26 protein-coding genes are annotated in these 24927 nt (G+C 73.0%); 6 read left to right on the top strand and 20 right to left on the bottom strand.

Translation table 11 applies throughout. The annotated features are described in order from the left end of the window. From STBA_RS38695 to treY, 3 genes are all read right to left on the bottom strand, one after another. Positions 1-341: lytic polysaccharide monooxygenase (locus tag STBA_RS38695; RefSeq protein WP_253194573.1), on the bottom strand; the 341-nt coding region annotated here is incomplete at its 3' end. 359 nt (positions 342-700) lie between these two features. Further along, a complete protein-coding gene (locus STBA_RS06725) occupies positions 701-1288 on the bottom strand; it encodes a kinase (protein WP_077063151.1) in 588 nt (195 codons plus the stop codon). A 58-nt stretch (positions 1289-1346) separates the two neighbouring features. Then, positions 1347-3758 (bottom strand): malto-oligosyltrehalose synthase, encoded by a 2412-nt coding sequence (gene treY / locus STBA_RS06720; RefSeq protein WP_077058362.1) that lies wholly within the window; start codon positions 3756-3758, stop codon positions 1347-1349. Between the two features lie 123 nt (positions 3759-3881). Between treY and STBA_RS06715 the strand changes: the two genes are divergently transcribed. Further along, a complete protein-coding gene (locus STBA_RS06715) occupies positions 3882-5111 on the top strand; it encodes an SAV2148 family HEPN domain-containing protein (RefSeq protein ID WP_077063150.1) in 1230 nt (409 codons plus the stop codon). Between the two features lie 11 nt (positions 5112-5122). Here the strand turns inward: STBA_RS06715 and STBA_RS06710 are convergent, their stop codons facing one another. Further along, positions 5123-6349: an MFS transporter gene (locus tag STBA_RS06710; protein ID WP_216355914.1), complete on the bottom strand. Its 1227-nt coding sequence runs from the start codon at positions 6347-6349 to the stop codon at positions 5123-5125. Between the two features lie 163 nt (positions 6350-6512). On the opposite strand from STBA_RS06710, the gene STBA_RS06705 reads away from it, so the two are divergent. Further along, positions 6513-7532: an NAD-dependent epimerase/dehydratase family protein gene (locus tag STBA_RS06705; protein WP_077058361.1), complete on the top strand. Its 1020-nt coding sequence runs from the start codon at positions 6513-6515 to the stop codon at positions 7530-7532. 223 nt (positions 7533-7755) lie between these two features. Here STBA_RS06705 and STBA_RS06700 read toward each other — a convergent pair whose 3' ends face one another. Together STBA_RS06700 and STBA_RS06695 are read right to left on the bottom strand one after the other, a co-directional pair. Continuing rightward, entirely contained in the window at positions 7756-8142 is a 387-nt protein-coding gene (locus tag STBA_RS06700) for a rhodanese-like domain-containing protein (RefSeq protein WP_171987863.1), read from the bottom strand. Between the two features lie 59 nt (positions 8143-8201). After that, positions 8202-8669, bottom strand: a complete 468-nt coding sequence (locus STBA_RS06695; protein WP_077058359.1) for a cysteine dioxygenase family protein — start codon at positions 8667-8669, stop codon at positions 8202-8204. Positions 8670-8931: 262 nt separating this feature from the next. Between STBA_RS06695 and STBA_RS39445 the strand changes: the two genes are divergently transcribed. The 3 genes from STBA_RS39445 to STBA_RS06690 all read left to right on the top strand — a co-directional run bounded on the left by STBA_RS39445 (position 8932) and on the right by STBA_RS06690 (position 9877). Beyond that, positions 8932-9015, top strand: a complete 84-nt coding sequence (locus tag STBA_RS39445) for a putative leader peptide (protein WP_107484989.1) — start codon at positions 8932-8934, stop codon at positions 9013-9015. A 187-nt stretch (positions 9016-9202) separates the two neighbouring features. After that, a complete protein-coding gene (locus STBA_RS36305) occupies positions 9203-9343 on the top strand; it encodes a hypothetical protein (RefSeq protein ID WP_253194571.1) in 141 nt (46 codons plus the stop codon). A gap of 27 nt (positions 9344-9370) precedes the next feature. Then, entirely contained in the window at positions 9371-9877 is a 507-nt protein-coding gene (locus tag STBA_RS06690) for a winged helix-turn-helix domain-containing protein (RefSeq protein WP_077058358.1), read from the top strand. Here the strand turns inward: STBA_RS06690 and STBA_RS06685 are convergent, their stop codons facing one another. The 14 genes from STBA_RS06685 to STBA_RS06625 all read right to left on the bottom strand — a co-directional run bounded on the left by STBA_RS06685 (position 9878) and on the right by STBA_RS06625 (position 22450). Continuing rightward, the gene (locus tag STBA_RS06685; protein WP_077058357.1) at positions 9878-10666 is read right to left on the bottom strand and encodes a sirohydrochlorin chelatase; all 789 of its coding nucleotides are present in this window, start codon (positions 10664-10666) and stop codon (positions 9878-9880) included. It lies immediately after the preceding gene. A 4-nt stretch (positions 10667-10670) separates the two neighbouring features. After that, entirely contained in the window at positions 10671-11570 is a 900-nt protein-coding gene (locus STBA_RS06680) for an ABC transporter permease (protein WP_077058356.1), read from the bottom strand. Beyond that, the gene (locus STBA_RS06675; protein WP_077058355.1) at positions 11557-12351 is read right to left on the bottom strand and encodes an ABC transporter ATP-binding protein; all 795 of its coding nucleotides are present in this window, start codon (positions 12349-12351) and stop codon (positions 11557-11559) included. The genes STBA_RS06680 and STBA_RS06675 overlap by 14 nt, the downstream gene beginning before the upstream one ends. A gap of 35 nt (positions 12352-12386) precedes the next feature. Continuing rightward, positions 12387-13523, bottom strand: coding sequence for an ABC transporter substrate-binding protein (locus STBA_RS06670; RefSeq protein ID WP_079251764.1), 1137 nt, complete (start codon positions 13521-13523; stop codon positions 12387-12389). 174 nt (positions 13524-13697) lie between these two features. Then, positions 13698-15050: a GTP-binding protein gene (locus STBA_RS06665; protein WP_077058354.1), complete on the bottom strand. Its 1353-nt coding sequence runs from the start codon at positions 15048-15050 to the stop codon at positions 13698-13700. Further along, positions 15050-15988, bottom strand: a complete 939-nt coding sequence (cysD, locus tag STBA_RS06660; RefSeq protein WP_077058353.1) for a sulfate adenylyltransferase subunit CysD — start codon at positions 15986-15988, stop codon at positions 15050-15052. Before cysD ends, STBA_RS06665 begins: the two co-directional genes overlap by 1 nt. A gap of 68 nt (positions 15989-16056) precedes the next feature. After that, positions 16057-16602 (bottom strand): adenylyl-sulfate kinase, encoded by a 546-nt coding sequence (cysC, locus tag STBA_RS06655; protein WP_077058352.1) that lies wholly within the window; start codon positions 16600-16602, stop codon positions 16057-16059. 34 nt (positions 16603-16636) lie between these two features. Next, positions 16637-17350, bottom strand: coding sequence for a phosphoadenylyl-sulfate reductase (locus STBA_RS06650; protein WP_077058351.1), 714 nt, complete (start codon positions 17348-17350; stop codon positions 16637-16639). Between the two features lie 12 nt (positions 17351-17362). Continuing rightward, complete coding sequence (locus STBA_RS06645) at positions 17363-17593, bottom strand: hypothetical protein (protein WP_077058350.1); 231 nt, start codon at positions 17591-17593, stop codon at positions 17363-17365. Then, positions 17590-19284 (bottom strand): nitrite/sulfite reductase, encoded by a 1695-nt coding sequence (locus STBA_RS06640; protein ID WP_077058349.1) that lies wholly within the window; start codon positions 19282-19284, stop codon positions 17590-17592. The genes STBA_RS06645 and STBA_RS06640 overlap by 4 nt, the downstream gene beginning before the upstream one ends. A gap of 146 nt (positions 19285-19430) precedes the next feature. Then, a complete protein-coding gene (locus tag STBA_RS39440) occupies positions 19431-19514 on the bottom strand; it encodes a putative leader peptide (RefSeq protein ID WP_366510921.1) in 84 nt (27 codons plus the stop codon). 198 nt (positions 19515-19712) lie between these two features. Continuing rightward, positions 19713-20084 carry a hypothetical protein gene (locus tag STBA_RS06635; protein WP_079251763.1) on the bottom strand — a complete coding sequence of 124 codons (372 nt, stop codon included), beginning with the start codon at positions 20082-20084 and terminating at the stop codon, positions 19713-19715. Next, positions 20084-20716 carry a hypothetical protein gene (locus STBA_RS06630; RefSeq protein WP_143659444.1) on the bottom strand — a complete coding sequence of 211 codons (633 nt, stop codon included), beginning with the start codon at positions 20714-20716 and terminating at the stop codon, positions 20084-20086. Before STBA_RS06630 ends, STBA_RS06635 begins: the two co-directional genes overlap by 1 nt. An 81-nt stretch (positions 20717-20797) precedes the next feature. Then, positions 20798-22450 carry an acyl-CoA dehydrogenase family protein gene (locus tag STBA_RS06625; protein ID WP_077058347.1) on the bottom strand — a complete coding sequence of 551 codons (1653 nt, stop codon included), beginning with the start codon at positions 22448-22450 and terminating at the stop codon, positions 20798-20800. Between the two features lie 231 nt (positions 22451-22681). Here STBA_RS06625 and STBA_RS06620 point away from each other — a divergent pair, with 231 nt between their 5' ends. Then, positions 22682-24925 (top strand): MMPL family transporter, encoded by a 2244-nt coding sequence (locus tag STBA_RS06620; RefSeq protein ID WP_077058346.1) that lies wholly within the window; start codon positions 22682-22684, stop codon positions 24923-24925. Positions 24926-24927 lie beyond the last annotated feature (2 nt).

Here is a 24927-nt window from a genome sequence, read left to right as displayed (position 1 = left end):
TAGACCGTGGCGCCGCCGCTGCACAGCTGTCCGTCGGGGATGAATCCTTCGGTCCGGCCGCCGCCGTTGGACTGGAGCACGGCGAACCAGTTGTAGAAGGCGTTCGCCCCGCTCTCCTGGAGCGCGGCCCGGCAGGCGGGGTTGCTCGGATCGATCGCGCCGCTCTGGTTGACGCTGTACTTCCAGCACAGGTACGTGCGGCTCCCGGGGTCCATCGGTGCGCCGTGCGCGGATGCGGTGCCACCGGTGAACATCACCAGGCAGAGCGCGGGCAGCGCGGCGAGGAGGGTCAGCAGAGCCGGTCTTCTCAGGCGCGGGCGGGGGGTTGGCCGTTCTCTCATTGCGTTGCGTCCCTTTCGCCGTGATCTGGGTGGGAGCGCTCCCAGGTGCCGTGACCGTAGCGGTGGGGAACGCCGCTGTAAAGGGAAAGCGCGGAAGATGTGCGCACATGAGGTGAACGCGTGAAGCTCGCGGCCATGGCCCGCCCATGACGGGGCGTCGGTCACGGCCACGCTCCTCCGCGTCCGGCAGCGGACGTGTCCGCCTCGTGGCAGACCGGTCTCTCCGGGGCGAGCCGGGGGGAGGGTCCGCCCGCCTGCCCGTGCCGTGACCGGAAAGCAGCGCGGCCACCTCGGCCGGCGTCAGGATGCCGCGCGAACGCGGGGAGCGGGCCGCCGCGGCCCCGGTGCGTGCCCGAGTGTCACGCGGAGCTGCCGCTCTCCTGGGGAGAGCGACGGGAACCCGGGGCCGCATCGGTGGGCGGGGCTAGGTCGACACGGCCTAGTCCGGCCTCCCGCAGCACCCGGTCCACGGTGTCCGCCAGGGCACTCGACTCGGCGACCACCGTTTCCACGCCACCGGGCAACAGGTCGAGCGGCCGGTACCAGTCCCGCATCTCCGCCTCGCCGTACTCCGCTGCCTGCGGTTTCGTGGTGTGGCGGCGGAGTGTCTCGTCGAACGACACATCGAGGTAGAAGTGGTGCGTCCGCCCCCGGTGGTCCCGTCGCAGTGCTTCGAGCATCGACCCGTAGTGCGCCGCGTACAGGATGCCTTCGACCACGACGTGGTAGTGGTGATCAAGCGCGTAGCGGGCGACGGTGTCGATGAGACCGATGTTCGCGCCCTCGGGTGTGTCCCTCTCGCGGAGCACGACACGGCGGAGATTGTCCTGGCCGACCAGGGCGATGCCTCGTCCGTACCGTGCGCGCACCTCGGCGGCGACCGCGGACTTCCCCGCGGCGGAGTTGCCGCGGAGGACGATCAGCCGAGTCGTTGCCGAACCCACCATCATTCGCGGGACCCTACCCGCATCGTCATCCGCGGGCGCGTGCTCCGGCGTGCCGGGCTCAGTCCTCCCGCACCAGCAGCGCCACCGGTTCCGGTGCCAGGAGTTGGGAGAGCCGTGCCCGCCCGTGCACCGTCCGGCCGCTCAGCAGCTCCCGCCACGTTCCCGGCGGCAGCGGCAGCCGGGTGTCCTCCCAGCCGCCCGTGTGGTCGAGGCGCCGGGAGAGCCGGGTGACCGCCGTGATCGCCCGGCCGCTGCGCATGAACGCCAGGCAGTGCCCGGCCGCCGCGCCTTCGGCGGACAGCGGCTGGTAGTCGGCCAGTTCGCCGAACCACTCCGGGTTGTCACGCCGCAGCCGCAGGGCCGTGGCGGTCAGCCGCAGCTTCTCCGTGGCCAGGTCGTAGCCGGTCGTCGACGCGTCGCCGAGCGCCGCCAGCTGCGCGATCGGCAGCTGCGGGAGCCGGCGGTTGTCCGGGTCGACCAGCGCCAGGTAGTGCCGTTCGCTGCCGCGGTAGACGTCGGGCACCCCCGGCATCGTCAGATGCAGCAGCGCGGAGCCCAGGATGTTGGCCCGGATCTGCGGTGCCAGCTCGCGCGCGAACTCGGTGAGCGGATACAGCGGGGGCCCGCACGGACCCGCGAGCACGAACCGTTCGACCGCCGCCTCGTACGCCGTCTCCTGTTCGGTCCAGCTCGTGTGCAGCCCGGTCTCCCTGACCGTCTTCAGCATCGCGGCGAGCAGCCGTTCCCGATCGGGGAAGCCCAGGGCGAACGCGGTCTGCCAGGTGGCCCACGCCACGTGCGGGTCCGGGGCCCGCACTCCGGCCCTCGCGGTCGACTCGGTCAGCCTGGTGACGAGTTCCGACCATCCGCGCGGATGTTCGCTCAACGCGCTGACGGTGGCTCTGACATCGCCGCTGCGCTTGGTGTCGTGCGTCGACAGGACGGTTCCGGTCAGCGGCCAGTCCCGTTGCAGCCGCGCGCAGAACGAGTGGAACGCGTCCGGCGGCAGCGCGGGCTGCCCCGGGTCGCCGCCGACCTCGGCGGCGGAGAGCAGCGGGGCGTACCGGTAACAGGCGGTGTCCTCCACCGCCTTGGCCCGCAGCGCGGAGGAGACCTGCGCGAAGCGCACCCGGAAGTCCGTCAGGCCCTCGCCCTCCCCGAACCGCCCCAGCGCCAGCTCCCTGACCGTGTCCACCGCCGCCGCCTCGGCCGAGACGGGGAACATCGCCCGTGCCCCGTCCGCCGCCGTCACCAGCATCGCCTCGTCGACCGGCGAGGGCGGCGCGTCCGCCGTCACGTACGGCCGGTACACCGGCAGCCGCACCAGCAACTCCGTCAGCGCGGAGCGCAGCGCCCACGGCGCGTGGTCCCGCAGCCGCAGCTCGGGGACCCGCGCGCACAGCGCCACCGCGGTGCGCGTCAGCCGTTCGCTCTCGGCCGCCAGCTCGTGACTGATCATCTTGTACGCGGCCCGCCGCGTCGTCGGCGTCCACTCGCCGCCCAGATCCGGCGGGGCACCGGTGAACGCGCGGTAGTGCTCGGTGAGTTCGGCGCAGCCTTCCGGGTCGGTGAACATCGCGTCGATGTGCCGCAGCGCGTCGTACCCGGTGGTGCCCGCGATGGGCCAGCTCGCCGGCAACTGCTCGCCGGGCCCGAGGATCTTCTCCGCCACGATCCAGGCGCCGCCGCTGCGCCGGTGCAGCCGCCCCAGGTAGCCGCCGGGATCGGCCAGGCCGTCCGGGTGGTCGACGCGCAGCCCGTCCAGGACTCCCTCGTCCAGCAGCCGCAGCACGACCGCGTGCGTCGCCTCGAAGACCTCCGGGTCCTCCACGCGTACCCCGATCAGCTCGGAAATGGCGAAGAAGCGGCGGTAGTTCACTTCGGTTCTGCCCAGCCGCCACCACGCGAGGCGGTAATGCTGGGAGTCGAGCAGCTCGGGCAGCGGCAGTTCCTCGGTGCCGGGCCGCAGCGGGAACGTGCGGTCGGCGTACCGCAGCACGCCGTCCGCCACGGAGAGCCGGTCCAGCTCCTCGCCGAGCGGCCCGCCGAGCACGGGCAGCAGCACCCGGCCGCCACCGGCCGCCCAGTCGATGTCGAACCAGTCCGCGCGCGCCGCCCCGGGACCGTCCCGCAGCACCTCCCACAGCGGCCCGTTCTGCTCCGCGCGCACCGGCACCGCCATGTGGTTGGGCACGATGTCGACAATCAGCCCCAGGCCCTCCGCGCGCGCCGCCGCCGACAGCCGCCGCAGGCCCTCCTCGCCGCCCAGCTCCCCCCGCACCCGCGTGTGGTCGGTCACGTCGTAGCCGTGCCCCGAGCCGGGCACGGCCTCCAGCACGGGCGACAAATGGAGGTGGGAAATGCCCAGATCGGCCACGTAGGGCACGATCTCGGTCGCCGCCGCGAACGGGAAATCCGGCTCCAGCTGGAGCCGGTAGGTAGACGTGGGCGTGTGGCGCGCTGGCGTCATGGAAACCCTCTGCCCCGACGGCCGTGCGGACAAGCGCAGTTGATTCCCGACTGTGCTGCACGTGCGGCGGGTGCCGCAGTAGGCTTCCTTGATCCATCAGTGGGGCGGAAGGCGGTGCAGGCGGTGAGCTCTTCGGGGCTGGAGCTGCCCTCGGGAAACGGGGGTGAGACCGCCGAGGCCCAGCCGGGGGCGGTGCCGGTGCCGCGCCCCGTGGAAATCGGGGCCGACCTGGAGTGGAGCGCCCAGGACTGGTCGGAGGTCCGCACCCGCGTGGAACGGGCGGGCCGTGCGTATGTCTGGCTGAACCTGGTGGAACAGCGGCTGCGGTCCGTGGTGGCCGCGGTGCTGCGTCCGGTGTACGAGCCGGTGCACGGCGAGGAGTGGGAAGTCGCCGCCGCCGGGCCGACCGGGCAGGAGTGGGTGCAGCGGGCCGCGGCCCTCCGCGAGGTCAGCCGCCGCAAGGGGCATCTGATCGATCCTGCCGATGACACGGTGCTCGCCTTCCTCACCCTTCCGCAACTGCGTGAACTCATGGTGCAGCACTGGCCGTGCTTTGCGCCGTATTTGGACAACAGGCGCGAGGTCGAGCTGACTCTCGACGAGCTGGAGGTGGCGCGCAGCGCCGTCAACCGCAACCGCGGCATGAGCCGGGCCGTGCTGGAGCAGGCGGAACGGGGCTGCGCCCGGCTGCTGCGGCTGCTCGACTCCGGGGCGCCGCCGTCCGCGGGGCGGCTGCCCGCGGACGCCGTGGAGCACCTGGTGGGGGACCGGTTCACGGATGTGGCCGGCGTCCACCCCGACCGCGTCAGGCTCCAGCGGCAGCTGCCGGCCGAGGAACTGTTCGGCGGCGCACGGCGCCTGGACGCGGTCGGCATAGGGCTCGGGCTGCTGGTGCAGAACTATCCGGGGCGGCGCCTGGTGCGCCTGGCGGAGTCCGGCTGCCGGATGCGGCTGCTGTTCCTCAACCCGGCGAGCGGCGCCATGCGCCGCCGCGAACGCGAACTCGGCCTCAAACGCGGCGAGCTCGGCCGCTCGGTGGAGACGAATATTCTCCACATGCGCCGCGTCCGCGGGCGCGTGCGCGATCCGCAGGCGTTCGACATCCACGTCTTCGACGACACCCCCAGGTTCAGCGCCTACTTCGTGGACGCCGACGAGCCCGACGGGGTTGCGGTCGTGCAGTCATATCTTCGGCGCAGCCGCGGTATGGAGACCCCCGCCCTGGTGCTGCGCCGCGCCGGGCGGGAGATAATGCAACGCGACGACGCCGCCGCCGACGGCGAGCTGAGCCTGTACGAGACCTACCGCGAGGAATTCGAGTACGCCTGGGAGAACTCCCGCCCGGTGTCCTGAAGCCCGCCCGCTCACCGCACGGGCGGGGCGGCCGCCGTGTGGCGCAGCAGGTCGGGGCAGCACGCGGCCAGAGTCGCCATGGCCGCGACGGTCAGCAGCCCGCCGCCGCTGATCGCCCAGGCCGTGCCGAACGCCGCGCCCGCCGGGCCGTGCACGAGGTGGGCCACCCACGGCCCGCCCGCCGACACGACCGTCACCGGCCCCTGTAGACGGCCCCGCACCTCGTCCGTGACCGCGGCCTGGAGCACGGTCGTGCGGAAGACGCTCAGCAGCATGAGTGCCGCGCCGCCCACCACCAGGAAGCACAGCGCGAGCCACAGCCGGTGCGTGAGCCCGAACGCCGCGACCGCACCGCCCCAGACGCACACGGCCACGGTGATCACCAGACCGTGCCTGCGCAGGCCGGTGAACGCGCCGGAGCACGCCCCCGCGAGGACCGCGCCGAGCGGCAGGGCGGCGCTGAGCAGCCCCAGCGCCATCCCGCCGCCCGCCGGATCGCCGAACGTCTCCTGCGATAGCTGCGGCAGCAGCGCGGCGGGATTGCCCAGCACCATGGCCACGAGGTCGGCGAGCAGGACCACGAGCAGCAGCCGCTGCCCCGCCAGGTACCGCAGGCCCCCGGCGATCCCCCCGTCCGCCCGCGCACCGGGCAGCGCCGCGGGCGGCAGCGGCGGCAGCAGCGCCACGGCCCTGAGCATCACGCACAGCGCCGCCGCGTCCAGCAGGTACAGCGGCGCCACGCCCGTCACCGGCAGCAGGGCGCCCGCGAGCAGCGGCCCCACCACAGGACCCGCCCACCGGACCATCGCGTCCAGCGCGTTGGCCGCGGGCAGCAGTTCGGCGGGCACCAGCCGCGGCACGACCGCGCCGCGCGCCGCCATGTTCGCGCCGAGGCAGCCCTGCAACAGCCCGAGCAGCACGAACAGCACCGCCACCGAGCCGAGCCCGGCCGCGGCCTGGGCCCACAGCAGCACGCACACCAGCGCGATGCCGCCGTTCGTCACCAGCAGCAGGCGGCGCCGGTCCACCGCGTCGGCCAGCACACCGCCCCACAGCGCGGCGGCGGTCAGCGGGCCGAGGGCCGCCACCGCGGACAGGCCGACCCACGCGGAGGAGCCGGTGAGGTCGTAGATCTGGAGGGGCACGGCGACGGCCGTGCAGCTCGCCCCGACCGCCGTCACGGCCCCCGAGGCCCACAGCCGGCGGAACGCGGCGATCCGCAGCGGCCTCAGATCCATCCCGCGCACGCCCATGGCAGCCTGGACGCACGGCCGGGCGCCGCCGGTTGCGGCGCGCACCGGCGTTCCCGGTGCGGCTGCCCCGGAGATTCTGCTCTCGGCGAATCTGCTGACGGCAGGCCCGCCTTCCCCGCGCCGCGTTCCCCCGGGCAGCATTCGCCGTATGAGCACTCGGACACTGCTGATCCTCGGGGGAACCGGATTCGTCGGCCGCGCCGCCGCCGAGGAGGCGCTGGCACGCGGCTGGCACGTCACCGTGCTCAACCGGGGGCGCGCCGCCCCGCCGCCCGGCGTCCGCGCGCTGCGCGGGGACCGCACGGCGGACGGCGGGCTCGCGGCACTGGCCGAGGGGGAGTGGGACTACGTCCTGGACACCTGGAGCGACGCGCCCGTGGCCGTGCGGGACGCCGCCCGGCTGCTCGCCGGGCGGGCCCGCCACTACACCTACATCTCCAGCCGTTCCGTGTACGTCTTCCCCATGGCCGCGGGCGCGGCCGAGGACGCGCCGGTCGTCGACGCCTCGCCCGACGCGGGGGCGACCGAGTACGCGGCGGACAAGCGCGGCGGCGAGCTGGCCGCCACGGCGGAGTTCGGCGCCGACCGCACCCTGCTCGTCCGCTGCGGCCTCATCCTCGGCCCGTACGAGGACGTCGGCCGCCTGCCGTGGTGGCTGACGCGCATCGCCCGCGGCGGCCGGGTGCTCGCCCCCGGCCCGCGCGATCTGCCGCTCCAGTACGTCGACGGGCGCGACCTCGCCGCCTGGGCCCTCGACGCGGCGGACGCCGGGCTGAGCGGCCCCTACGACCTGGTCAGCCCACCGGGCCACACCACCATGGGCCGGCTCCTCGACACCTGCGTCCGCGTGACCGGCTCCGCGGCGCGGCTCTGCTGGACCGATCCGGAAACCGTGCTCGCCGCCGGTATCGCCCCGTGGACGCAGCTGCCGGTGTGGCTGCCGCCGGGGGAGACCCACGACGCGCTGCACGGCTCCGATGTCGGCAAGGCCCTGGCCGCGGGCCTGCGGTGCCGGCCGGTCACCGAGACCGTCGAGGCCACCTGGGCCTGGCTCACCGGTCTCCCGGACGGCGTTCCCGGCCGCCCGGAACGCTCCCCGGTCGGCCTTGACCCGGAAACCGAGGCCAGGGTTCTAGCGTCCGTCTTCAAAGGGGCGTCCGATCAGTGAGCGGCGGATGGCGCCCTCTGGCAAGGCGCCGGATCGCCCTCGTACGCGGGCCCCCCTCCCTGTGGACCCCTTCCCTGTGGGCACCTCCCTGGGGGCACCTCCCGGACGAAGTCTGGGGGAGAAGTCCGGGGGAGAAGTCCGGGGGAGGGATGCCAGTCGTTGCGAGCCGGACTGCCCTTTTGAAGACGGGCCCTTGGGCCCGGCCTGACCGCGCGGGCCGCGGTCACGGCGTACCGGGTGGTGTGACCGGCAGGCCGGCGTGGCGCCAGCTCTGGAAGCCGCCGTCGAGGTCCGTCGCGCGGTGCAGCCCGATGGCCCGCAGCGAAGCCGCCGCGAGCGAGGACGCGTAGCCCTCGTCGCAGAAGACGATCCACCGCACGTCCCGGTCGGCCGCCTCGGGTACCGACGCGCCGCTGGCCGGGTCGCAACGCCACTCCAGGTGGTTCCGTTCGATGATCAGCGCGCCCGGGATCGTGCCGGACGCGGCGCGCTGGAACTCCGGGCGGGTGTCGACCAGTACGGCGCCGTGCCGCACGGCGTCGTGCGCCTGCCGCGGGCCGAGCCGGTCCAGCGCGCCGCGCACCGCGGCCAGGTGGCCGCCGATCGTCAAGGTCCCTGCTTCGTTTGCTGCTTCGCCCACTGCCTCGCTCCGTTCCTGTTGCCGGCCGGTCAATCCGTGATGGCGTCGGTGCGGACCGCGGCCAGCCGCCCGTCCGCCTCCCGCCGGTAGTAGGTCTGGGTGGACAGCACGGGCGCGTAGGCGTGGATGCTCACGGCGGGCCGCTCGTCCGCGTTCGTCACCTGGTGGACGTACCTGGGCCCGAAGGCGCGCACGTCCCCGGTGCCGAGCCGCCGCCCGCCGTCGGCGGGCGCGGGGAAGGCGTGCTCCGTGAGAGTGCCGGCCACGACGCCGAACGAGCCGGCGGAGCCGCCGTGGTCGTGGATCTCGGTGCCCTGGCCGGGCAGCCAGGTGAGCAGCCACACCTCGTAGGCGTCCGTCCGCTCAAGCCGCCGGTAGCTGCGGTCCGGGGCGCTGAAGCGCACCAGCGGGCGCCACAGACCGGTCCTGGCGGCGAAACGGCGGACAGTGCGGGCGAGTTGTGCGGAGGGGACGGCGGCAGGGGCCGGCGCGGACATGAGGAACCTCGCGGAAGGGTGTCGGGGCGAACGGGAACGGCGGAGAACGCCGCGCCCGCGGCAGACACCGGGCGAGCGCGGCCGTCAGGGACGACCGCGGCGACACAGCGCGCTGGCCACGCGGACGAGGTCCACGTGCTCTCGGGAGAAGAAGCGCTTGCCGGCCGACACGGGGTCAGAGTGACAGCGTGTTCGTCCAACGGTCAAGCCGGCAGCGGAAATACCTTGACGGTTGCGTGCACTACTGGCATGCTCACCTACCGTGAGCCAGGCTGACTTTCTTGTCGTGCGTCTGCACGTCGACCTCCGACGGCAGGCCAGCGCCATCTGTGCCGCCGGTCGCTGACCGCGCCAGCCGACTTCGCCGCTCCCGCGATTCCTTCTTGTCTTTCCCTTGTGCAGGGTCCGCACGCAGTGCTGCGTGGTGCCGTGCCGCGGGGTGAATTCGGCTGCCCATCCATGCACCTCCAGGCTCAGCGCTCAGAGACTCAGGGGCTCAGCGCTCAGGGCTCAGGGCTCAGAAAGGCAGCAGCATGACCACCACCGATTTCGACCTGCGCAGGATCGGCGGACGGATCGGCCCCGAAATCGTCGGCGTCGACCACAAGGCGGTCTTCTTCCGCGGCCAGGACCTCGACGACGCAGAGCATTACACCCCTGCCGCCGCGGCCTGAACCGCAACCACAGATAGGAGCCGATCCATGCGGCACCTCACCGCTCTCCCCGACCTCCCCGACCTGTCCGACGTGACGGTGACACTCGTCCCTCAGGGCGCCGACGGCACGGACGGCACCGTTCCGCTCGTCGGCTACCTGGTCCTGGCCCCGGCCGGCACCCAGCTGACGCAGCTCACCGAACTGCTGGCCGCCGCACCGGCACCCGCGTCCGCGTCCGCACCCGCACCCCGTCCCGCGCCCGCGGAAGCGGGCATCACGGTGGACCCCGAGGAGCGCACCGCGGCGGTCGACGGCCGGCCGCTGCGCCTGACCTACCTCGAATTCGAGCTGCTCGCCCACCTGGTGGGCCACCCGCACCGGGTGTACACCCGCGAGCAACTGGTGGCCACCATCTGGGGCTACGGCCCGGTGGGGGACCAGCGCACGGTCGACGTGCACGTGGCACGGCTGCGCCGCAAGCTGGGCGCGGCCCACCGCGAGCGGATCGTGACGGTGCGCCGGGTGGGCTACAAGTACGTGCCCGCCGCCTGATCAGCCGGTGAGCAGGCGGTCGGCGCGCGGCGCGCCGGCCGCCGCCGCCCAGCGGCGCAGCACGAGCGCGGCCAGTTCGGGCGCGTCCCCGAGCACCGGGGCGACGAGGTCGGCACCGGCCGCGCGGGCTCCGGCCAGGATGCGGTCGGGCAGTCGCCCCGGCGCGATCACGAACGGCGCCACGGCCACCCGGCGGACGCCGTCCGCGCGCAGCGCGCGGACGGCGTCCGCCGTCGTTGGCGTGGCCGCGGAGGCGAACGCGGTCCGCACCGCGCGCCGGCCGGACGCCAGCCGCCAGTGCCGGGCGAGGCGGCCGACCGCGGCCAGGGCGCCCGGGTCGGAGGAGCCGGCCGAGGCGAGCACGACGCCGGTCTCGCGCCACTGGGCCGGCGAAAGACCGGCCCGGACCCCGGCCAGCCGCCGTTCCAGCGCGCCGAGCAACAGCGGGTCAGGACCGGGGACATCGGCCTGCCGGACGGCAAGTCCCGGCAGCAGCGCCTCCTGCGCGGCGAGGACGGCCGGGATGTCGGTCCTGGCGTGGAACGCGCGGGAGAGCAGCAGCGGAACGGCGACCACGTCCCGTTCGCCGTCCGCGTGGAGCCGCGCGAGCACCTGGTCCACGCCCGGCACGGTGAAGTCGAGGAAGCCCGTCTCCACCCGCAGCCCCGGCGCGCGGCGGCGGACCCGCGCGGTCAGCGCGGCGACGGTCGCCGCGTGCCGCGGGTCGCGGCTGCCGTGGGCGACCAGGAGCAGCACCGGGCGCCCGCGGTCCGCGGGCGTCCGGCCCACGGCCTCAGGCGACACGGGCCAGGAGCCCGCGGCTGCGCAGCACCCGGCGCTCGAGCGGGGAGAAGAACAGCAGGTCGATCGCGACGCCGACGACCAGGATCAGAATGATCGTGGCGAGTACGCCCGACATGTTCTGCATGGTCCTGAAGCCCTCCATCAGCTGGCCGAGACCGGTGCCCAGACTCGGCGACTGCACGATCAGCTCGGCCGCCATCAGCGAACGCCAGGAGAATGCCCAGCCCTGCTTCAGCCCCGCCAGGTAGCCGGGCAGCGCGGCGGGGAGCAGCACGTGCCGGACGCTGGTCAGCCCGCGGGCGCCGAGCATCCGCCCGGCCCGCAGGTACAGCGGCGGGATCTGGTCGACGCCCGAGACGATGCCGTTGGCGATGGACGGCACGGCGCCGAGCAGGACCACCGCGTAGATGGTGCCGTTGGTGAGGCCGAACCAGATGATGGCCGCCGGCACCCACGCGATCGAGGGCAGCGACTGGAGGCCGGTCAGCACCGGGCCGATGGCCGCCCTGACCAGCTTCACGCGGGCCACGACCAGGCCGAGCGGCGTGCCGACGGTCACGGCGATGAGGAAGCCGAGGATGCCGCGCGAGACGCTGGTCCAGATGTACTCGAACAGCGTGCCCTGCCGCCACATCTCGGCGAACTCGTCGCCCACGTCGAGCGGGCTCGGCAGCAGGTAGTCCGGCTGGACTTCGGCGACGTACACCAGCTGCCAGATCGCGAGCACCAGGCCGATCGCGACGATCGGCGGCAGGACCTTCGTCACCAGGATCCGGCCGACCGGCAGGCGTTCGGCCGCCTCCTTGGTCTCCAGCGCGTCGAGTCCCGCTTCGAGACCGGCCAGGTCGGCGGTGCCGGTCCGCCCCGGCTGTGTCTCACTGCTGGCCATGGCGGCGGATCTCCTCCCGGAGTCGTTCGGTGATCTCCACGGACAGCGCGGAGACCTCGGCGTCCTCGATGCGGCGCGGCTGGTCGATGCCGACCCGCCACTCGTGGACGATGCGTCCTGGCCGGGAGGACAGCAGGATGACGCGCTGGGCCAGCCGCACCGCCTCCCGCACGTTGTGCGTGACGAACAGCACGGAAACCCCGGTCTCGTTCCAGATGCGGGTCAGCTCCTCGTGCAGCACGTCCCGCGTGATCGCGTCCAGCGCGGCGAACGGCTCGTCCATCAGCAGCAGCCTGCTGTCCTGGGCGAGCGCCCTGGCCAGCGCGACGCGCTGCCGCATGCCGCCGGACAGCTCGTGCACGCGCTTGCCGTACGCGCCCGTCAGCCGCACCAGCGTGAGCAGCCGTTCGGCCTCGGGCCCGCGCTCGTTCTTCGGAACGCCGCGCAGCCGCAGCGCCAGCTCGATGTTGCGGCCCGCGGTCAGCCACGGGAAGAGCGCGTGCTCCTGGAACATCAGCGCCGGGCGCCCGCCGGGGACCGCGATGGTCCCGGCGGACGCCGCGTCGAGCCCGGCGGTCAGGTTGAGCAGGGTCGACTTGCCGCAGCCGGAGGCGCCGATGAGGGTGACGAACTCGCCGGGGGCGACGTCGAGACTGATGTCGTCCAGGACGAGCTGCTGCTTGCCCGGCCGGCCGAAGGACTTGGATACGTGGTCCAGGCGCACGGCGAACTCGGTCTCGGTGCCGCCGTCGCTGCCGGGCTTGTCGAGGGCGAGGGCCATCGGGTCACCTCCTGGGGTGGGTGGGGCGGGGGCCGTCACTCGACGCCGAGACCGGCATCGTCGGTGACCTCCGGCAGCCCTTCCTCGGCCAGTACGCGGTTGAGGAGGGACAGGTCGTAGATGCCCGTGAGGTCCGTGTCCTCCAGCAGCCCGGCGTCGGTCGCGTTCTCCGCGCCCGCCCGGAGCGTGGCGGCCAGCGGGTCGTTCAGGAACTCGACGTGCTCGAACGCCGGGTCGAGCACCTCGGCGGGCAGCTCGCTGCCGCCGGGAAGCGCCGCCAGCTCCGCGTTGAACTGCGCCTTCGCGTCCTCGGGGTGCTCGTTGATCCAGGCGTTGGTGCGCACCACGCCCCGCACGATGGCCTCGACCACGTCCTCGTGCTCGGCCAGGAAGTCCTGCGAGGCGATGACGTGGGTGACGACGTACTGGCCGTTCTCCCACAGCTCGCCCTCGTCGATCAGCGTCTCGGCGCCGCGGCTGACGAGATTGGCCGCGGTGGGCTCGGGGACCCAGGCACCGTCGATGTCGCCGCCGTCGAACGCCGCGGGGATCTCGGAGTTGGGGATGCGGTAGACCTCCACATCGCCCGTGCCGTCCTGCGGGTTGACCTCGAAGCCCTCGTCGGCCAGGTAGTTGAGCAGGGCCACGTCCTGGGTGTTGCCGAGCTGCGGGGTCGCGATGCGCGCGCCCGCGAGGTCGTCGACGCTCCGGACGACGTCGGGGTCGACGACGAGGGCGGCGCCGCCCGAGGCCGCGCCGGACACGACGCGCAGGCTCTGGCCGCCGGACTGCGCCCAGCCGTTGATCGCCGGGTTCGGACCGATGAACGTGACGTCCAGGTCGCCGGAGTTGAGCGCCTCGATCGCGGAGGGGCCGGCGTTGAACACCTGGGTGCTCGCCTCGGTGCCGCCCAGCTCCTGCCGGATCAGGCCGTCGTCCTGAAGGCCGACCACGGCGGTGGCGTGCGTGATATTGGCGAAATAGCCGATGCTGACCTCGTCGGCCGACAGGGCTTCGCCCGCGCCCGCGCCGCCGGAGGGGGCGGGCTCGTCGTCCTCGGCCTCGGAGCCGTAGCCGCAGGCGGCGAGGCCACCGACGAGCAGAGGCAGGGCCGCGGCGGCGGACAGCAGTCTGCGCGGCCGTCTTGCGGGCAGGAAACGGACGCTGGTCATGGCGGGTGTTCCTTCCGGGAACCCGGGGGTCCGGGGATGAGGCGGGCGGGAGCGGAACCGGGGGAGCGCGTCAGTCCGCACATCGGCCCATACCGCCCTGCCCGCTGCCCAGCGCACCGCTGCCGACGCGCCCGCCCTCCTTGGCGAACGTGGCGAACACGTTTCCCATCATGGTCAGAAGTCCCACTCCGCGGCGGGGTCCTCGGCCGCCGTGGCCGCCGCGGCCGCCGCGGTCTCGGCGAAGGCTTCGCCCGCCATGCCGGCGGTGAGCGTCGTGCCGTCCGCCGGGTCGATCAGCAGGAACGAGCCGGTGGCGCGGGATGCCGCGTACGGGTCCACCGCCAGCGGCTCCGCGGTGCGGATGCGCACGCGGCCGATGTCGTTGGCCACCAGCTCGCCAGGATCGCGGTGCTGGGACAGGTCGGCCAGCGTCAGCCGGGACGGGATCTCCTTGACGATCGCCTTCACCGTGCGGGTGGCGTGCTTCAGCAGCACGCGGGCGCCCGGCCGGAGCGGCCGGTCGTGCAGGTGGCACACGGTCGCGGTGATGTCCTGCACGGGAGCGGCGGCACCGTCGGCCGGGGCGATCAGGTCGCCGCGGGAGATGTCCAGGTCGTCGGTCAGCGTCACGGTCACCGACTGCGGTGCCCAGGCCGTCTCCACGGACTGCCCCAGCGCGTCGATCCGTTCGATGCGGCTGGTGCGGCCCGAGGGCTGCACGGTCACGCGCTCGCCGACGCGCAGCACGCCCGAGGCGATCTGCCCCGCGTAGCCGCGGAAGTCGGGGTGCTCGGGGGTCTGCGGCCGGATCACGTACTGCACGGGGAAGCGCGCCGGGTCCTCGGCCGGGTCGTGGCCGACCTGCACGGTCTCCAGGTGTTCGAGCACGGTCGGGCCGCCGTACCAGTCCATGCGGGCCGAGGGGGTCACCACATTGTCCCCGGCCAGCGCCGAGATGGGGATGGCGGTGATCCCGGGGATGCCGAGCGAAGCGGCGTACGCGGTGAACTCCCCGGCGATCCGGGCGAACACCTGCTCGTCGTACCGGGCCAGGTCCATCTTGTTGACGGCGAGGACGACGTGCGGGACCCGCAGCAGCGCGGCGACCGCGGCGTGCCTGCGGGTCTGCTCGACCACGCCGTTGCGCGCGTCGACCAGTATGATCGCCAGCTCCGCGGTGGAGGCGCCGGTCACCATGTTCCGCGTGTACTGCACGTGCCCCGGGGTGTCGGCGAGGATGAACCGGCGGCGCGCGGTGGCGAAGTAGCGGTAGGCGACGTCGATCGTGATGCCCTGCTCGCGCTCGGCCCGCAGCCCGTCGGTGAGCAGCGCCAGGTCCACGGCCTCCTGGCCGCGGTTGCGCGAGGCCAGCTCGACGGCCTCCAACTGGTCGGTCAGCACGGACTTGGAGTCGTGCAGCAGCCGGCCGACCAGGGTGGACTTCCCGTCGTCCACGGAGCCGGCGGTGGCGAAGCGCAGCAGCGCGGTCGTGTACAGCGCCTCGACGGCGTGCGTGTCGGCGCTCATCAGAAGTACCCCTCGCGCTTGCGGTCCTCCATGGCGGCCTCGGACAGCTTGTCGTCGGCTCTGGTCGCGCCCCGCTCGGTGAGCCGGGAGGCCGCGATCTCCGCGATGATCTGCTCGGTGGTCTCGGCGTCGGAGTCCACCGCGCCGGTGCACGACATGTCGCCGACCGTGCGGTACCGCACCAGGCGGCGCGCCACCCGTTCGCCCTCGCGCGGTCCGCCCCACTCGCCGGCGGCCAGCCACATGCCGTCGCGGTGGAAGACCTCGCGCTCGTGGGCGTAGTAGATCTCCGGAATCTCGATCTTCTCCCGCGCGATGTACTGCCAGACGTCCAGCTCCGTCCAGTTGGACAGGGGAAAGACGCGGACGTGCTCGCCGGGCGCGTGCCGCCCGTTGTACAGCTGCCACAACTCAGGGCGCTGCCGCCGCGGGTCCCAGCCGCCGAACTCGTCGCGCAGCGAGAACACCCGCTCTTTGGCCCGCGCCTTCTCCTCGTCGCGCCGCCCGCCGCCGAAGACGGCGTCGAAGCGCCGGCTGTCGATGGCGTGGAGCAGCGGCACGGTCTGGAGCGGGTTGCGGGTACCGTCCGGCCGTTCGCGGAGTCTGCCGTCGTCGATGAACTCCTGGACGGAGGCGACGTGCAGGCGCAGTGCGTGCTGCCGGACGACGCGGTCCCGGTAGGCGATGACCTCGGGGAAGTTGTGCCCGGTGTCCACGTGCAGCAGCGCGAAGGGCAGCGACGCGGGCGCGAACGCCTTCAGCGCCAGGTGCAGCATCACGATGGAGTCCTTGCCGCCGGAGAACAGGATCACCGGCCGCTCGAACTCCCCTGCGACCTCGCGGAAGATGTGCACCGCCTCTGACTCCAGCACGTCCAGGTGGGGAAGGGCGTACGGGCTTGTGGTGGCGGCGCCGGGCCGCCGTGCCGTCACGGTCATCCTCTCTTCCTTTCGCTCGCTGCTGCCCCCCGCTGCCGGTGTGCCGGTCACGGTGTGCTCCCTTGAGCTCACAGCAGCCGCCGGTCGCGCAGCAGCGCGTACAGGGCGGCGGCAGAGTCCTCGACGGTCTGTTCGTGGGCATCGATGCGCAGGTCGGGGTCGGCCGGGATCTCGTACGGGTCGTCCACGCCGGTCAGCCCGGACAGTTCGCCCGCGGCCTGCTTGGCGTACAGGCCCTTGACGTCGCGTACGGAGCAGACCTCGACGGGCGTTGCGACGTGCACCTCCACGTAGCCGGTGCCGGCCGCCTGATGGCGCTTGCGCACCGCCTCGCGGCTGTCCGCGTACGGGGCGATCACCGGCACGAGCGTCTTCACTCCGTGCGAGGCGAGCAACTGGGCGACGAATCCGATGCGCTGCACGTTGGTGTGCCGGTCCTCGCGCGAGAAGCCGAGGCCCGCGGAGAGGAAGGTGCGGATCTCGTCGCCGTCGAGCACCTCGACGCGGTGGCCCTCGTCCGCCAGCCGGGCGGCCAGCGCCAGGGCGATGGTGGTCTTGCCCGCGCTGGGCAGGCCGGTGAGCCAGATGGTGGCGCCCTGCCCTGTCGCGTTCATCTCGTGGTTCCTCGTCGTCGGCGTCATCCCGGCCTCAGCCGTGCAGCCCGCACTCGGTCTTGCCCATCCCGGCCCACCGGCCGGCCCGTGCGTCCTCGCCCTCCGCCGTGCGGCGCGTGCAGGGGGCGCACCCTATGGATGCGTAGCCGTCCTGGAGAAGCGGATTGGTGAGCACCCCGTGCTCTCTCACATAGGCTTCCACATCAGCCTGCGTCCAATGAGCTATCGGGGCAATCTTCACCTTTTCGCGTGTGGCGTCCCACCCGACGACCGGGGTGCCGGCCCGCGTGGGCGACTCGTCGCGGCGCAGCCCCGTGGCCCACGCGTCGTAGGAGCCGAGGCCCGCCTCAAGAACCTCGACCTTGCGCATCGCGCAGCACAGGTCCGGGTTCCGCTCGTGCAGCCGCGGCCCGAACTCGGCGTCCTGCTCCGCGACGGTGCGGCGGGGGGTGAGCGTGATGACGTTGACGTCGAGAACGGCTTCGACGGCGTCGCGGGTGCCAATGGTCTCGGGGAAGTGGTAGCCGGTGTCGAGGAACAGCACGTCCACGCCCGGCAGGGCGCGCGCGGCCAGGTGCGCGACGACGGCGTCCGCCATCGACGAGGTGACGCACAGCCGCGGGCCGAACGTTTCGGCAGCCCAGCCCAGGATGTCGAGCGCGGGCGCTCCCTCGAGTTCGCGGCCGGCGCGTTCGGCGAGCGCGCGCAGTTCCTCGGCCCGGGGACGCCCGGTGGTGATCGCGGTCATCTTGTCCCTTCCTCAGCTCGTCCGGCGGGTGGCTTCCCCGCCGGGGCCGTCGCCGCCGTTCCCGTCCCGGCCCCCGGCCCCGTCCTGCCGCCCGGTCAGCCCGCGGGTCAGCAGGCCGAGGAAGGACAGCCGGAAGGCGCGGTTGCAGGCCGCGCACTCCCAGGTGCCGTGCCCCTGCTCGCTCGGACGCAGGTCCTCGTCGCCGCAGTAGGGGCAGTAGAACGGGGCGGCCCTCTCGCTCACGACAGGGACTCCTCGTCGGCGCGCGCGGCCCACTGGGCGAAGCGCTCGCCGGGCTCCCGTTGTTCCTGGAATGCGCGGAGCACGCGTTCGACGTAGTCGGCGAGCCCGGCAGCGGTGACCTTCAGTCCGCGGACCTTGCGGCCGAAGCCGGGTTCGAGGCCGAGGGCGCCGCCGAGGTGGACCTGGTAGCCCTCCACCTGGTTGCCGTCGGCGTCGGTGACCAGCTGCCCCTTGAGACCGATGTCCGCAGTCTGGATGCGGGCGCAGGAGTTGGGGCAGCCGTTGATGTTGATGGTGAGGGGTTCGTCGAAGCCGGGGAGGCGCCGCTCCAGTTCGTCGATCAGCCAGGCGCCGCGGCCCTTGGTCTCCACGATGGCGAGCTTGCAGAACTCGATGCCGGTGCACGCCATGGTGCCGCGCCGGAACGCGGAGGGGCTGGCGGTCAGGTCGAGCGCGGCAAGTCCCTCGGTGAGCGGGGCGACCTGCTCCTCGGCCACGTCGAGGATGAGCAACTTCTGCTGGACGGTGGTGTGGACGCGCCGCGAGCCGTGCGCCTCGGCCAGGTCCGCGATCTTGGCGAGCGTGGCGCCGTCGACGCGTCCCACCCGCGGGGCGAAGCCGACGTAGTAACGGCCGTCGCGCTGGCGGTGCACGCCCACGTGATCGCGCCAGTGGTGCACCGGCGCCGCGGGCGCGGGGCCGTCGGCCATGCGGCGCAGCAGGTACTCGTCCTCCAGGACCCGGCGGAACTTCTCCGGTCCCCAGTCCGCGACGAGGTACTTGATGCGGGCGCGGTTGCGCAGCCGCCGGTAGCCGTGGTCCCGGAAGAGGCCGACGATGCCCTCGTGGACGTCGGCGACGTCCTCGATCGGCACCCACGCCCCCAGCCGCACGCCGATCTTGGGGTTGGTGGACAGGCCGCCGCCCACCCAGACGTCGAAGCCCGGCCCGTACTCGGGGTGGCGCACCCCGACGAACGCGACGTCGTTGATCTCGTGCGCCACGTCGAGCAGCGGCGAACCGGAGACGGCGGTCTTGAACTTGCGCGGCAGGTTGGAGTACGCCTTGTTGCCGATCACCCGGCGGTGGATCGCCTCGATGGCGGGCGTGCCGTCGATGATCTCGTCCTCCGCGATGCCGGCGACGGGGGAGCCCACGATGACGCGCGGGGTGTCGCCGCAGGCTTCGGTGGTCGACAGGCCGACGCCTTCGAGCCGCCGCCAGATCTCCGGCACGTCCTCGATGCGAATCCAGTGGTACTGGACGTTCTGCCGGTCGGTCACGTCGGCCGTGCCGCGCGCGAACTCCTGGGAGATCTCACCGATGACGCGCAGCTGCTGTGTCGTCAGCCGCCCGCCGTCGATGCGGACGCGCAGCATGAAGTACTCGTCGTCCAGCTCCTCCGGTTCGAGGATGGCGGTCTTGCCGCCGTCGATGCCGGGCTTGCGCTGGGTGTACAGGCCCCACCAGCGCATCCGGCCGCGCAGGTCCTGGCCGTCGATGGAGTCGAAGCCTCGTTTGGAGTAGATCGTCTCGATGCGTGTCCGCACGTTGAGACCGTCGTCGTCCTTCTTGACCTGCTCGTTGGGGTTGAGCGGAGTGAAGTGGCCGGCCGCCCACTGGCCTTCACCGCGGTGGCGGCCGGCCTTGCGGCGGGTCGGGGCAGCGGGCTTCCTGGCGGGCTCGGACATCGTCACGCAATCCTTCTGCGGGCAGCAGGGCGACTCCGCCCGGCGGCCACCCGCGGCGCTGCGGGCGTCAGGGCAGAGTGGAACGGTGGGTGGCGGGGGGAACTCCCGCGCTCCGGGAGGGGATTACCGGCTCGGTGCTGCGGCTCTCAGCAGGCCGGACAGATGGCGCTGGACATCCGACCGAGGTCGACATGGCGCCGACTCACCAAGGTGACTCCAGCTCGTGACATGACCGCAGAGTGGCACGCGGTGACGCCCGAGTCCACTGATATCCATTATGTGGACAATGGTGTCCCGTTATCCGAGACGCGTGAAGATTCCGTCACCCTCGGTCGCCCGCGCGCGACAGCGGCCGGACAACGGCAGGGAACACGGGCGGCGGCCCCGGGGCAGATGCCCCGGGGCCGCCTCGTGGGGGGACGGTGTGGTCAGACGCCGAGCAGGCGTTCCACCAGCTCGCGGTAGTCCAGGAGCAGCACCCGCTGCCGCTCCGTGTCCATCCCCTCCTCCTGCCACCCGCCGCGCAGGTCCCTGCGCCGCGTGCTCAACGCCTCCGTGAGCTGGGCCACGGTCTCCTCCAGCAGGAAGTCCGCCTCCGTGAGGGAACGTTCCGGGCTGTCGACGAAGCCGACCACCGCGTGGTGCAGCCCCGCCGTGAGCCGGTCGGCCTCCGGCTGCGGGATCAGCGGCGCCGGGCTGTTCGCCGGCACCTCGGCCTGGAGCTCCGCGTCCGCGTCGGCCCCGGTGCGGTACGTGTCCCCGGCGCCGTACGCGTCCGTTCCCGCCTTGTGCACATCCATCACGCACCACCCTTCGTCGCCGCGTCCTGCCGCTCCGGGTGACCGGGGCGCCGTATCCTCATCCGCCGCGGGCCGGCCCGGTGCTCGGCGCTGTCCTGGGGCCCGGCCGCGACCAGTTCGCGGAACAGGTCCCGGCCGCGCAGGAGCGCCTCCCGCATCTCCTCGGTGCCCGTGCCCCCCGCATCGGCGCGCGCGGCCAGCGCGTGCAGCCGCCGGTACGACTCGACCTGCCGCGGATGGTGCACGGACAGCGCGGCCACCTGGTCGTCGTAGGCGTCCGAGGGGAACCCGCGGTCGTGGACGAGCCGGGTCAGCAGGTGATCGGCCTCGGCCGCCGCCGAGACCGGCGAATCCACGAAACGCTCCTGGACGTGCGCCCACTTGAGCTCGTACTGCTCACGCTCCCCGGCGGACAGCGCCCGCACCCTGAGGCGGCCGTGCCGGCGCACCCGCTCGGACAGATCCTTCTTCGCCGCCTTCACGTCGCCGTCGTGCCGGGTGACCGCCCGCTCGTATTCGGGCCCGAAGCGGCGCTGAAGGCTGCCGTTGCCCGGACCGACGGTCGGCAGAGCCAGGAGCAGCACGACCACGGCGACCGCGGCAGCGGCCAGAATGATAATTATTGCAACCATGACTTCCCCTTCGTAGAGAACCTCTCCCGCGGGTTGTCATGACTGCGCCTTACCGGCCCCTGTCCCGGCAAACCTCTTTGGTTACGTGCCGTTAACCGGCCGGGCCCGCTCGACGACCGCGGCAAGGCCCGCCGCCCGCGGCAGCGTTCCGAACGCCGCGCCCCCCTCGCCGCCGAGACGCGCGGCGCAGAACGCGTCCGCGACCGCGGGCGGGGCGTGCTGGACCAGCAGCGCCCCCTGGAGCACCAGGGCCAGCCGCTCCACCAGGCGCCGCGCCCGCCCCTCGATGCCGTCCAGGTCCGACAACTCCGTCAGCAGCGCCTTGATCGCCGCGTCCAGACGGTGGTCCGCACCGGCCGCCCGGCCCACCTCGGCGAGGAACGCGTTCAGCGCCCCGGGCTCCCGCTGGAGCGCCCGCAGCACGTCCAGCGCCTGCACGTTGCCCGAGCCCTCCCAGATCGAGTTCAGCGGCGACTCGCGCAGCAGCCGCGGCATGCCGGACTCCTCCACGTAACCGTTGCCGCCCAGGCATTCGAGCGCCTCCGCGACCAGGGGCGTGCAGCGCTTGGTCACCCAGTACTTGGCGGCCGGGACCGCGAGCCGCAGCAGGTGCCGGTCCTGCGCGCTGCCCGCGGCGGCGGCGTCGCACGCCGCGGCGAGCCGCAGCGTGAGCGCGGTCGCCGCCTCCGACTCGATCGCCAGATCGGCGAGCACGTTTTCCATCAGGGGCTTGTCGATCAGCTTCCCGCCGAACGCCTCGCGGTGGGCGGCGTGGTGGACGGCCTGGGCCACCGCCTGCCGCATGATCGCCGCCGAGCCCGCGACGCAGTCCAGGCGAGTGGCGCCGACCATCTCGATGATCGTGGGCACCCCGCGCCCCTCCTCGCCCACCCGCCACGCCACGGTGCCGCCGTCGAACTCGACCTCGGCCGAGGCGTTGGAACGGTTCCCCAGCTTGTCCTTCAGCCGCTGGATACGGAAGGCGTTGCGCGTGCCGTCGGGCAGCACCCGCGGCAGCAGGAAGCACGTCAGCCCGCCCGGCGCCCGGGCCAGTACGAGGAACGCGTCCGACATCGGCGCGGAGCAGAACCACTTGTGGCCGGTGAGGGCGTAGGCACCGGGCTCGGCGAGCGGCTCGGCGCGCGTGGTGTTGGCCCGCACGTCGGAGCCGCCCTGCTTCTCCGTCATCCCCATGCCCGCGAGCACGCCCGCCTTCCGGCCCGCGGGACGCAGCCCGGGCTCGTACGTCCGCGAGGTGAGCAGCGGCTCCCAGACCGCCGCGAGCTCGGGCTGGGCGCGCAGCGCGGGCACCGCCGAGTGCGTCATCGACACCGGGCAGCCGTGCCCGGCCTCCACCTGCGTCCACACCAGGAACCCGGCGGCGCGGCGCAGCTGGCCGTCCGGCCGCGACCACGCGTCCGTCAGCCCCGCCGCGACGGCCCGCTCAAGCAGCCGGTGCCACGCCGGGTGGAAGTCCACCTCGTCGATCCGGTGCCCGTAGCGGTCGTGCGTGCGCAGCGCCGGCGGATGTGCGTTCGCCTGCGCCCCCCACTCCTGCGCCTCGGCCGAGCCCGCCGCCTCGCCGAGCGCGCTCAGCTCCGCGGTCGCCTCCTCGGCGTGCGCGGGCCCCACGTGCCGGGCGAACGCCTCGGCCAGGGCCGCGTCCGCGCGGAAGACGTCGTACCCCACCAGGGGCGGAACCTGATTCGTCACCGAGTGAGTGCTGCGCGTCATGCCGTAACCGTAGGCCCGCGCTCGCCAGGAGTCATCACCCGTTCCTTCAGCCGGTCCACAGCCCGGATCAATGTGGTGCACAGGCACCAGGACGCGTGCGTGTCTGGTCCTGCCGCACCAGGCGAAGACGGCGACGGGGAACGATGCCTGGCGGGGCGCCGGAGGGGAGTGTGGGAGGCGTGCGAATCCCGCACATTCCCCTTGCCTTGCGGCGTCTGGAGTGATCAGCAGATGGCGACATTTCTTTACCGGATCGGACGGTGGTCCTTCCGGCGGCGGCGGCTCGTGCTTCGTCTGTGGCTGGGCGGTCTGCTGCTGGCCATCGTCGCCGCCGCCGTGGCGCCGGCCGGGGAGGAAGAGGACCTCTCCATGCCCGGCACCGAGTCGCAGCAGGCGTTCGACCTGCTGGACCAGCGCTTCCCCGAGAGCAACTCCCAAGGTGCCGAGGCCCGTTTGGTGTTCCAGGCGCCGGACGGGCAGCAGGTGACGGCCAGGGAGAACAGGGCGGCCGTCGAGGACGCGCTCGGCTCGCTGGACGGGGGCGATCAGGTCGCGTCGACCACCGACCCCTATGAGACCGGCGCTGTCAGCGAGGACGGCACCATCGCGTACTCCACGATCACCTACACCGCGGACACCGTCGACCTGACCGAGTCGACGAAGAGCGCGCTGGAGGACGCCGCCGGCCAGGCCCGGGACACGGGGCTGACCGTGGAGATCGGCGGCTCGGCCCTGGACGCGGAAGAGGAGCCGGGCGGTACGACGGAGATCATCGGTGTGGCGGTGGCCGCGGTCGTGCTGATCGTCGCCCTCGGGTCGCTGGTCGCGGCCGGATTGTCCCTGCTGACCGCGTTCGTGGGCGTGGCCATCGCCTTCGGCCTGGTCTCCGCGCTGGCCGTTCCGCTGGGCCTGACATCCACCGTCGCCATCCTGGCGCTGATGCTGGGGCTCGCGGTCGGCATCGACTACGCGCTCTTCATCACCTCCCGCTTCCGCGACGAGCGCGCCCGGGGCAGTGAGCCGGAGGAGGCCGCCGGCCGGGCGGTGGGCACGGCCGGCTCCGCCGTCGTCTTCGCCGGCGCGACCGTCTTCATCGCCCTGGTCGGTCTCGGGGTCGTCGGAATCCCCGAACTCACCAAGATCGGCATGGGCGGCGCGGGCGCCGTGGCCCTTGCCGTACTCGTCGCACTGACCCTGGTCCCCGCGCTGTTCGGCTACTTCGGCCGGCGGGTCCTGTCCCGCCGTGTCCGCAAGGCCACCCGGCCGGGAGCCGAACGTCCGCACGCGCTGCCCACCGCGGCCGGCCGGCCCGGGCTCGGCACCCGCTGGGCGCAGTTCGTGCTGCGCCGGCCGGTGGCCGTGCTGATGGTCGCCGGACTCGGTCTCGGCGCCGTCGCCCTGCCGGCGCTCAGCCTCGAACTCGGGCTGCCAGGAGACGAGGCCAAGTCGGTGGAGACCACCCAGCGCCGCGCCTACGACCTGCTGTCCGAAGGCTTCGGCCCCGGCTTCAACGGCCCTCTGACCGTGGTCGTGGACACGTCGGAGTCCGCGGACGCCCGGGCCACCACGGACCTGGTCATCGAGACCGTACGGGGCGTGGACGGGGTCGCGTCGGTCGGCGATCCGGTTCTCAGCCGGGCCGAGGACACGGCCGTCCTCACCGCCGTCCCCCAGACCGCGCCGAACAGCGCCGAGACCAAGGACCTGGTGCACACGATCCGGGACGCGGTCTCCGGCGTCGAGACCGGCACGGGCGCCGACGTCCTGGTGACCGGCACCACCGCGATGAATATCGACATCTCCGAAGCCATGTCCGACGCCCTCATCCCCTATCTGACCGTGGTCATCGGCCTGGCGGTACTCCTGCTGACGGTGGTCTTCCGCTCGGTCCTCGTCCCGGTCAAGGCAGCGCTCGGCTTCCTGCTGTCGGTGGGTGCCGCCTTCGGCGTCCTCGTCGCCGTCTTCCAGTGGGGCTGGGCGGCGGACCTGCTCGGCATCGAGCAGACCGGTCCTGTCATGTCGCTGATGCCGATCCTCATCATCGGGATCGTGTTCGGCCTCGCCATGGACTACGAGGTCTTCCTCCTCACCCGGATGCGGGAGACCTACGTCCATGGCGCGTCCCCCGGCGAGGCCATCGTCAACGGGTTCCGGCACAGCGGACGTGTGGTGGCCGCGGCGGCGATCATCATGGTCAGCGTGTTCGCCGGATTCATCGGGATGAGCAGCCCGACCATCCAGACGATGGGCGTCGGCCTGGCCGCCGCCGTCGCCTTCGACGCCTTCGTGGTCCGGATGGCGGTCGTGCCCGCGGTCCTGGCACTGCTCGGCGACCGGGCCTGGTGGCTCCCCCGTATCCTGAACCGCGTGCTGCCGAATGTGGATATCGAGGGTGAGGACTTGAGCAGGCATGTCCCGGCCTCCGCGGCCGAGCAGGACGCGGCGGCGCCGCAGCTCCCCGTCGGCCGGCACTGAGC

The organism is Streptomyces sp. MP131-18 (assembly GCF_001984575.1).
In the GTDB taxonomy this organism is placed as follows: domain Bacteria; phylum Actinomycetota; class Actinomycetes; order Streptomycetales; family Streptomycetaceae; genus Streptomyces; species Streptomyces johnsoniae.
Note: the sequence above shows the minus strand (reverse complement) of the source record. Positions and strands in the feature narration are given on the sequence as shown.

Coding starts and splice junctions, on each gene's coding strand:
- STBA_RS06725 (WP_077063151.1), bottom strand. CDS start 1,288: ATGGTGGGTTCGGCAACGACTCGGCTGATCGTCCTCCGCGGCAACTCC.
- treY (WP_077058362.1), bottom strand. CDS start 3,758: ATGACGCCAGCGCGCCACACGCCCACGTCTACCTACCGGCTCCAGCTG.
- STBA_RS06710 (WP_216355914.1), bottom strand. CDS start 6,349: ATGGATCTGAGGCCGCTGCGGATCGCCGCGTTCCGCCGGCTGTGGGCC.
- STBA_RS06705 (WP_077058361.1), top strand. CDS start 6,513: ATGAGCACTCGGACACTGCTGATCCTCGGGGGAACCGGATTCGTCGGC.
- STBA_RS06695 (WP_077058359.1), bottom strand. CDS start 8,669: ATGTCCGCGCCGGCCCCTGCCGCCGTCCCCTCCGCACAACTCGCCCGC.
- STBA_RS36305 (WP_253194571.1), top strand. CDS start 9,203: ATGACCACCACCGATTTCGACCTGCGCAGGATCGGCGGACGGATCGGC.
- STBA_RS06690 (WP_077058358.1), top strand. CDS start 9,371: ATGCGGCACCTCACCGCTCTCCCCGACCTCCCCGACCTGTCCGACGTG.
- STBA_RS06680 (WP_077058356.1), bottom strand. CDS start 11,570: ATGGCCAGCAGTGAGACACAGCCGGGGCGGACCGGCACCGCCGACCTG.
- STBA_RS06675 (WP_077058355.1), bottom strand. CDS start 12,351: ATGGCCCTCGCCCTCGACAAGCCCGGCAGCGACGGCGGCACCGAGACC.
- STBA_RS06670 (WP_079251764.1), bottom strand. CDS start 13,523: ATGACCAGCGTCCGTTTCCTGCCCGCAAGACGGCCGCGCAGACTGCTG.
- STBA_RS06665 (WP_077058354.1), bottom strand. CDS start 15,050: ATGAGCGCCGACACGCACGCCGTCGAGGCGCTGTACACGACCGCGCTG.
- cysD (WP_077058353.1), bottom strand. CDS start 15,988: ATGACCGTGACGGCACGGCGGCCCGGCGCCGCCACCACAAGCCCGTAC.
- cysC (WP_077058352.1), bottom strand. CDS start 16,602: ATGAACGCGACAGGGCAGGGCGCCACCATCTGGCTCACCGGCCTGCCC.
- STBA_RS06650 (WP_077058351.1), bottom strand. CDS start 17,350: ATGACCGCGATCACCACCGGGCGTCCCCGGGCCGAGGAACTGCGCGCG.
- STBA_RS06640 (WP_077058349.1), bottom strand. CDS start 19,284: ATGTCCGAGCCCGCCAGGAAGCCCGCTGCCCCGACCCGCCGCAAGGCC.
- STBA_RS39440 (WP_366510921.1), bottom strand. CDS start 19,514: ATGTCACGAGCTGGAGTCACCTTGGTGAGTCGGCGCCATGTCGACCTC.
- STBA_RS06635 (WP_079251763.1), bottom strand. CDS start 20,084: ATGGATGTGCACAAGGCGGGAACGGACGCGTACGGCGCCGGGGACACG.
- STBA_RS06630 (WP_143659444.1), bottom strand. CDS start 20,716: ATGGTTGCAATAATTATCATTCTGGCCGCTGCCGCGGTCGCCGTGGTC.
- STBA_RS06625 (WP_077058347.1), bottom strand. CDS start 22,450: ATGACGCGCAGCACTCACTCGGTGACGAATCAGGTTCCGCCCCTGGTG.
- STBA_RS06620 (WP_077058346.1), top strand. CDS start 22,682: ATGGCGACATTTCTTTACCGGATCGGACGGTGGTCCTTCCGGCGGCGG.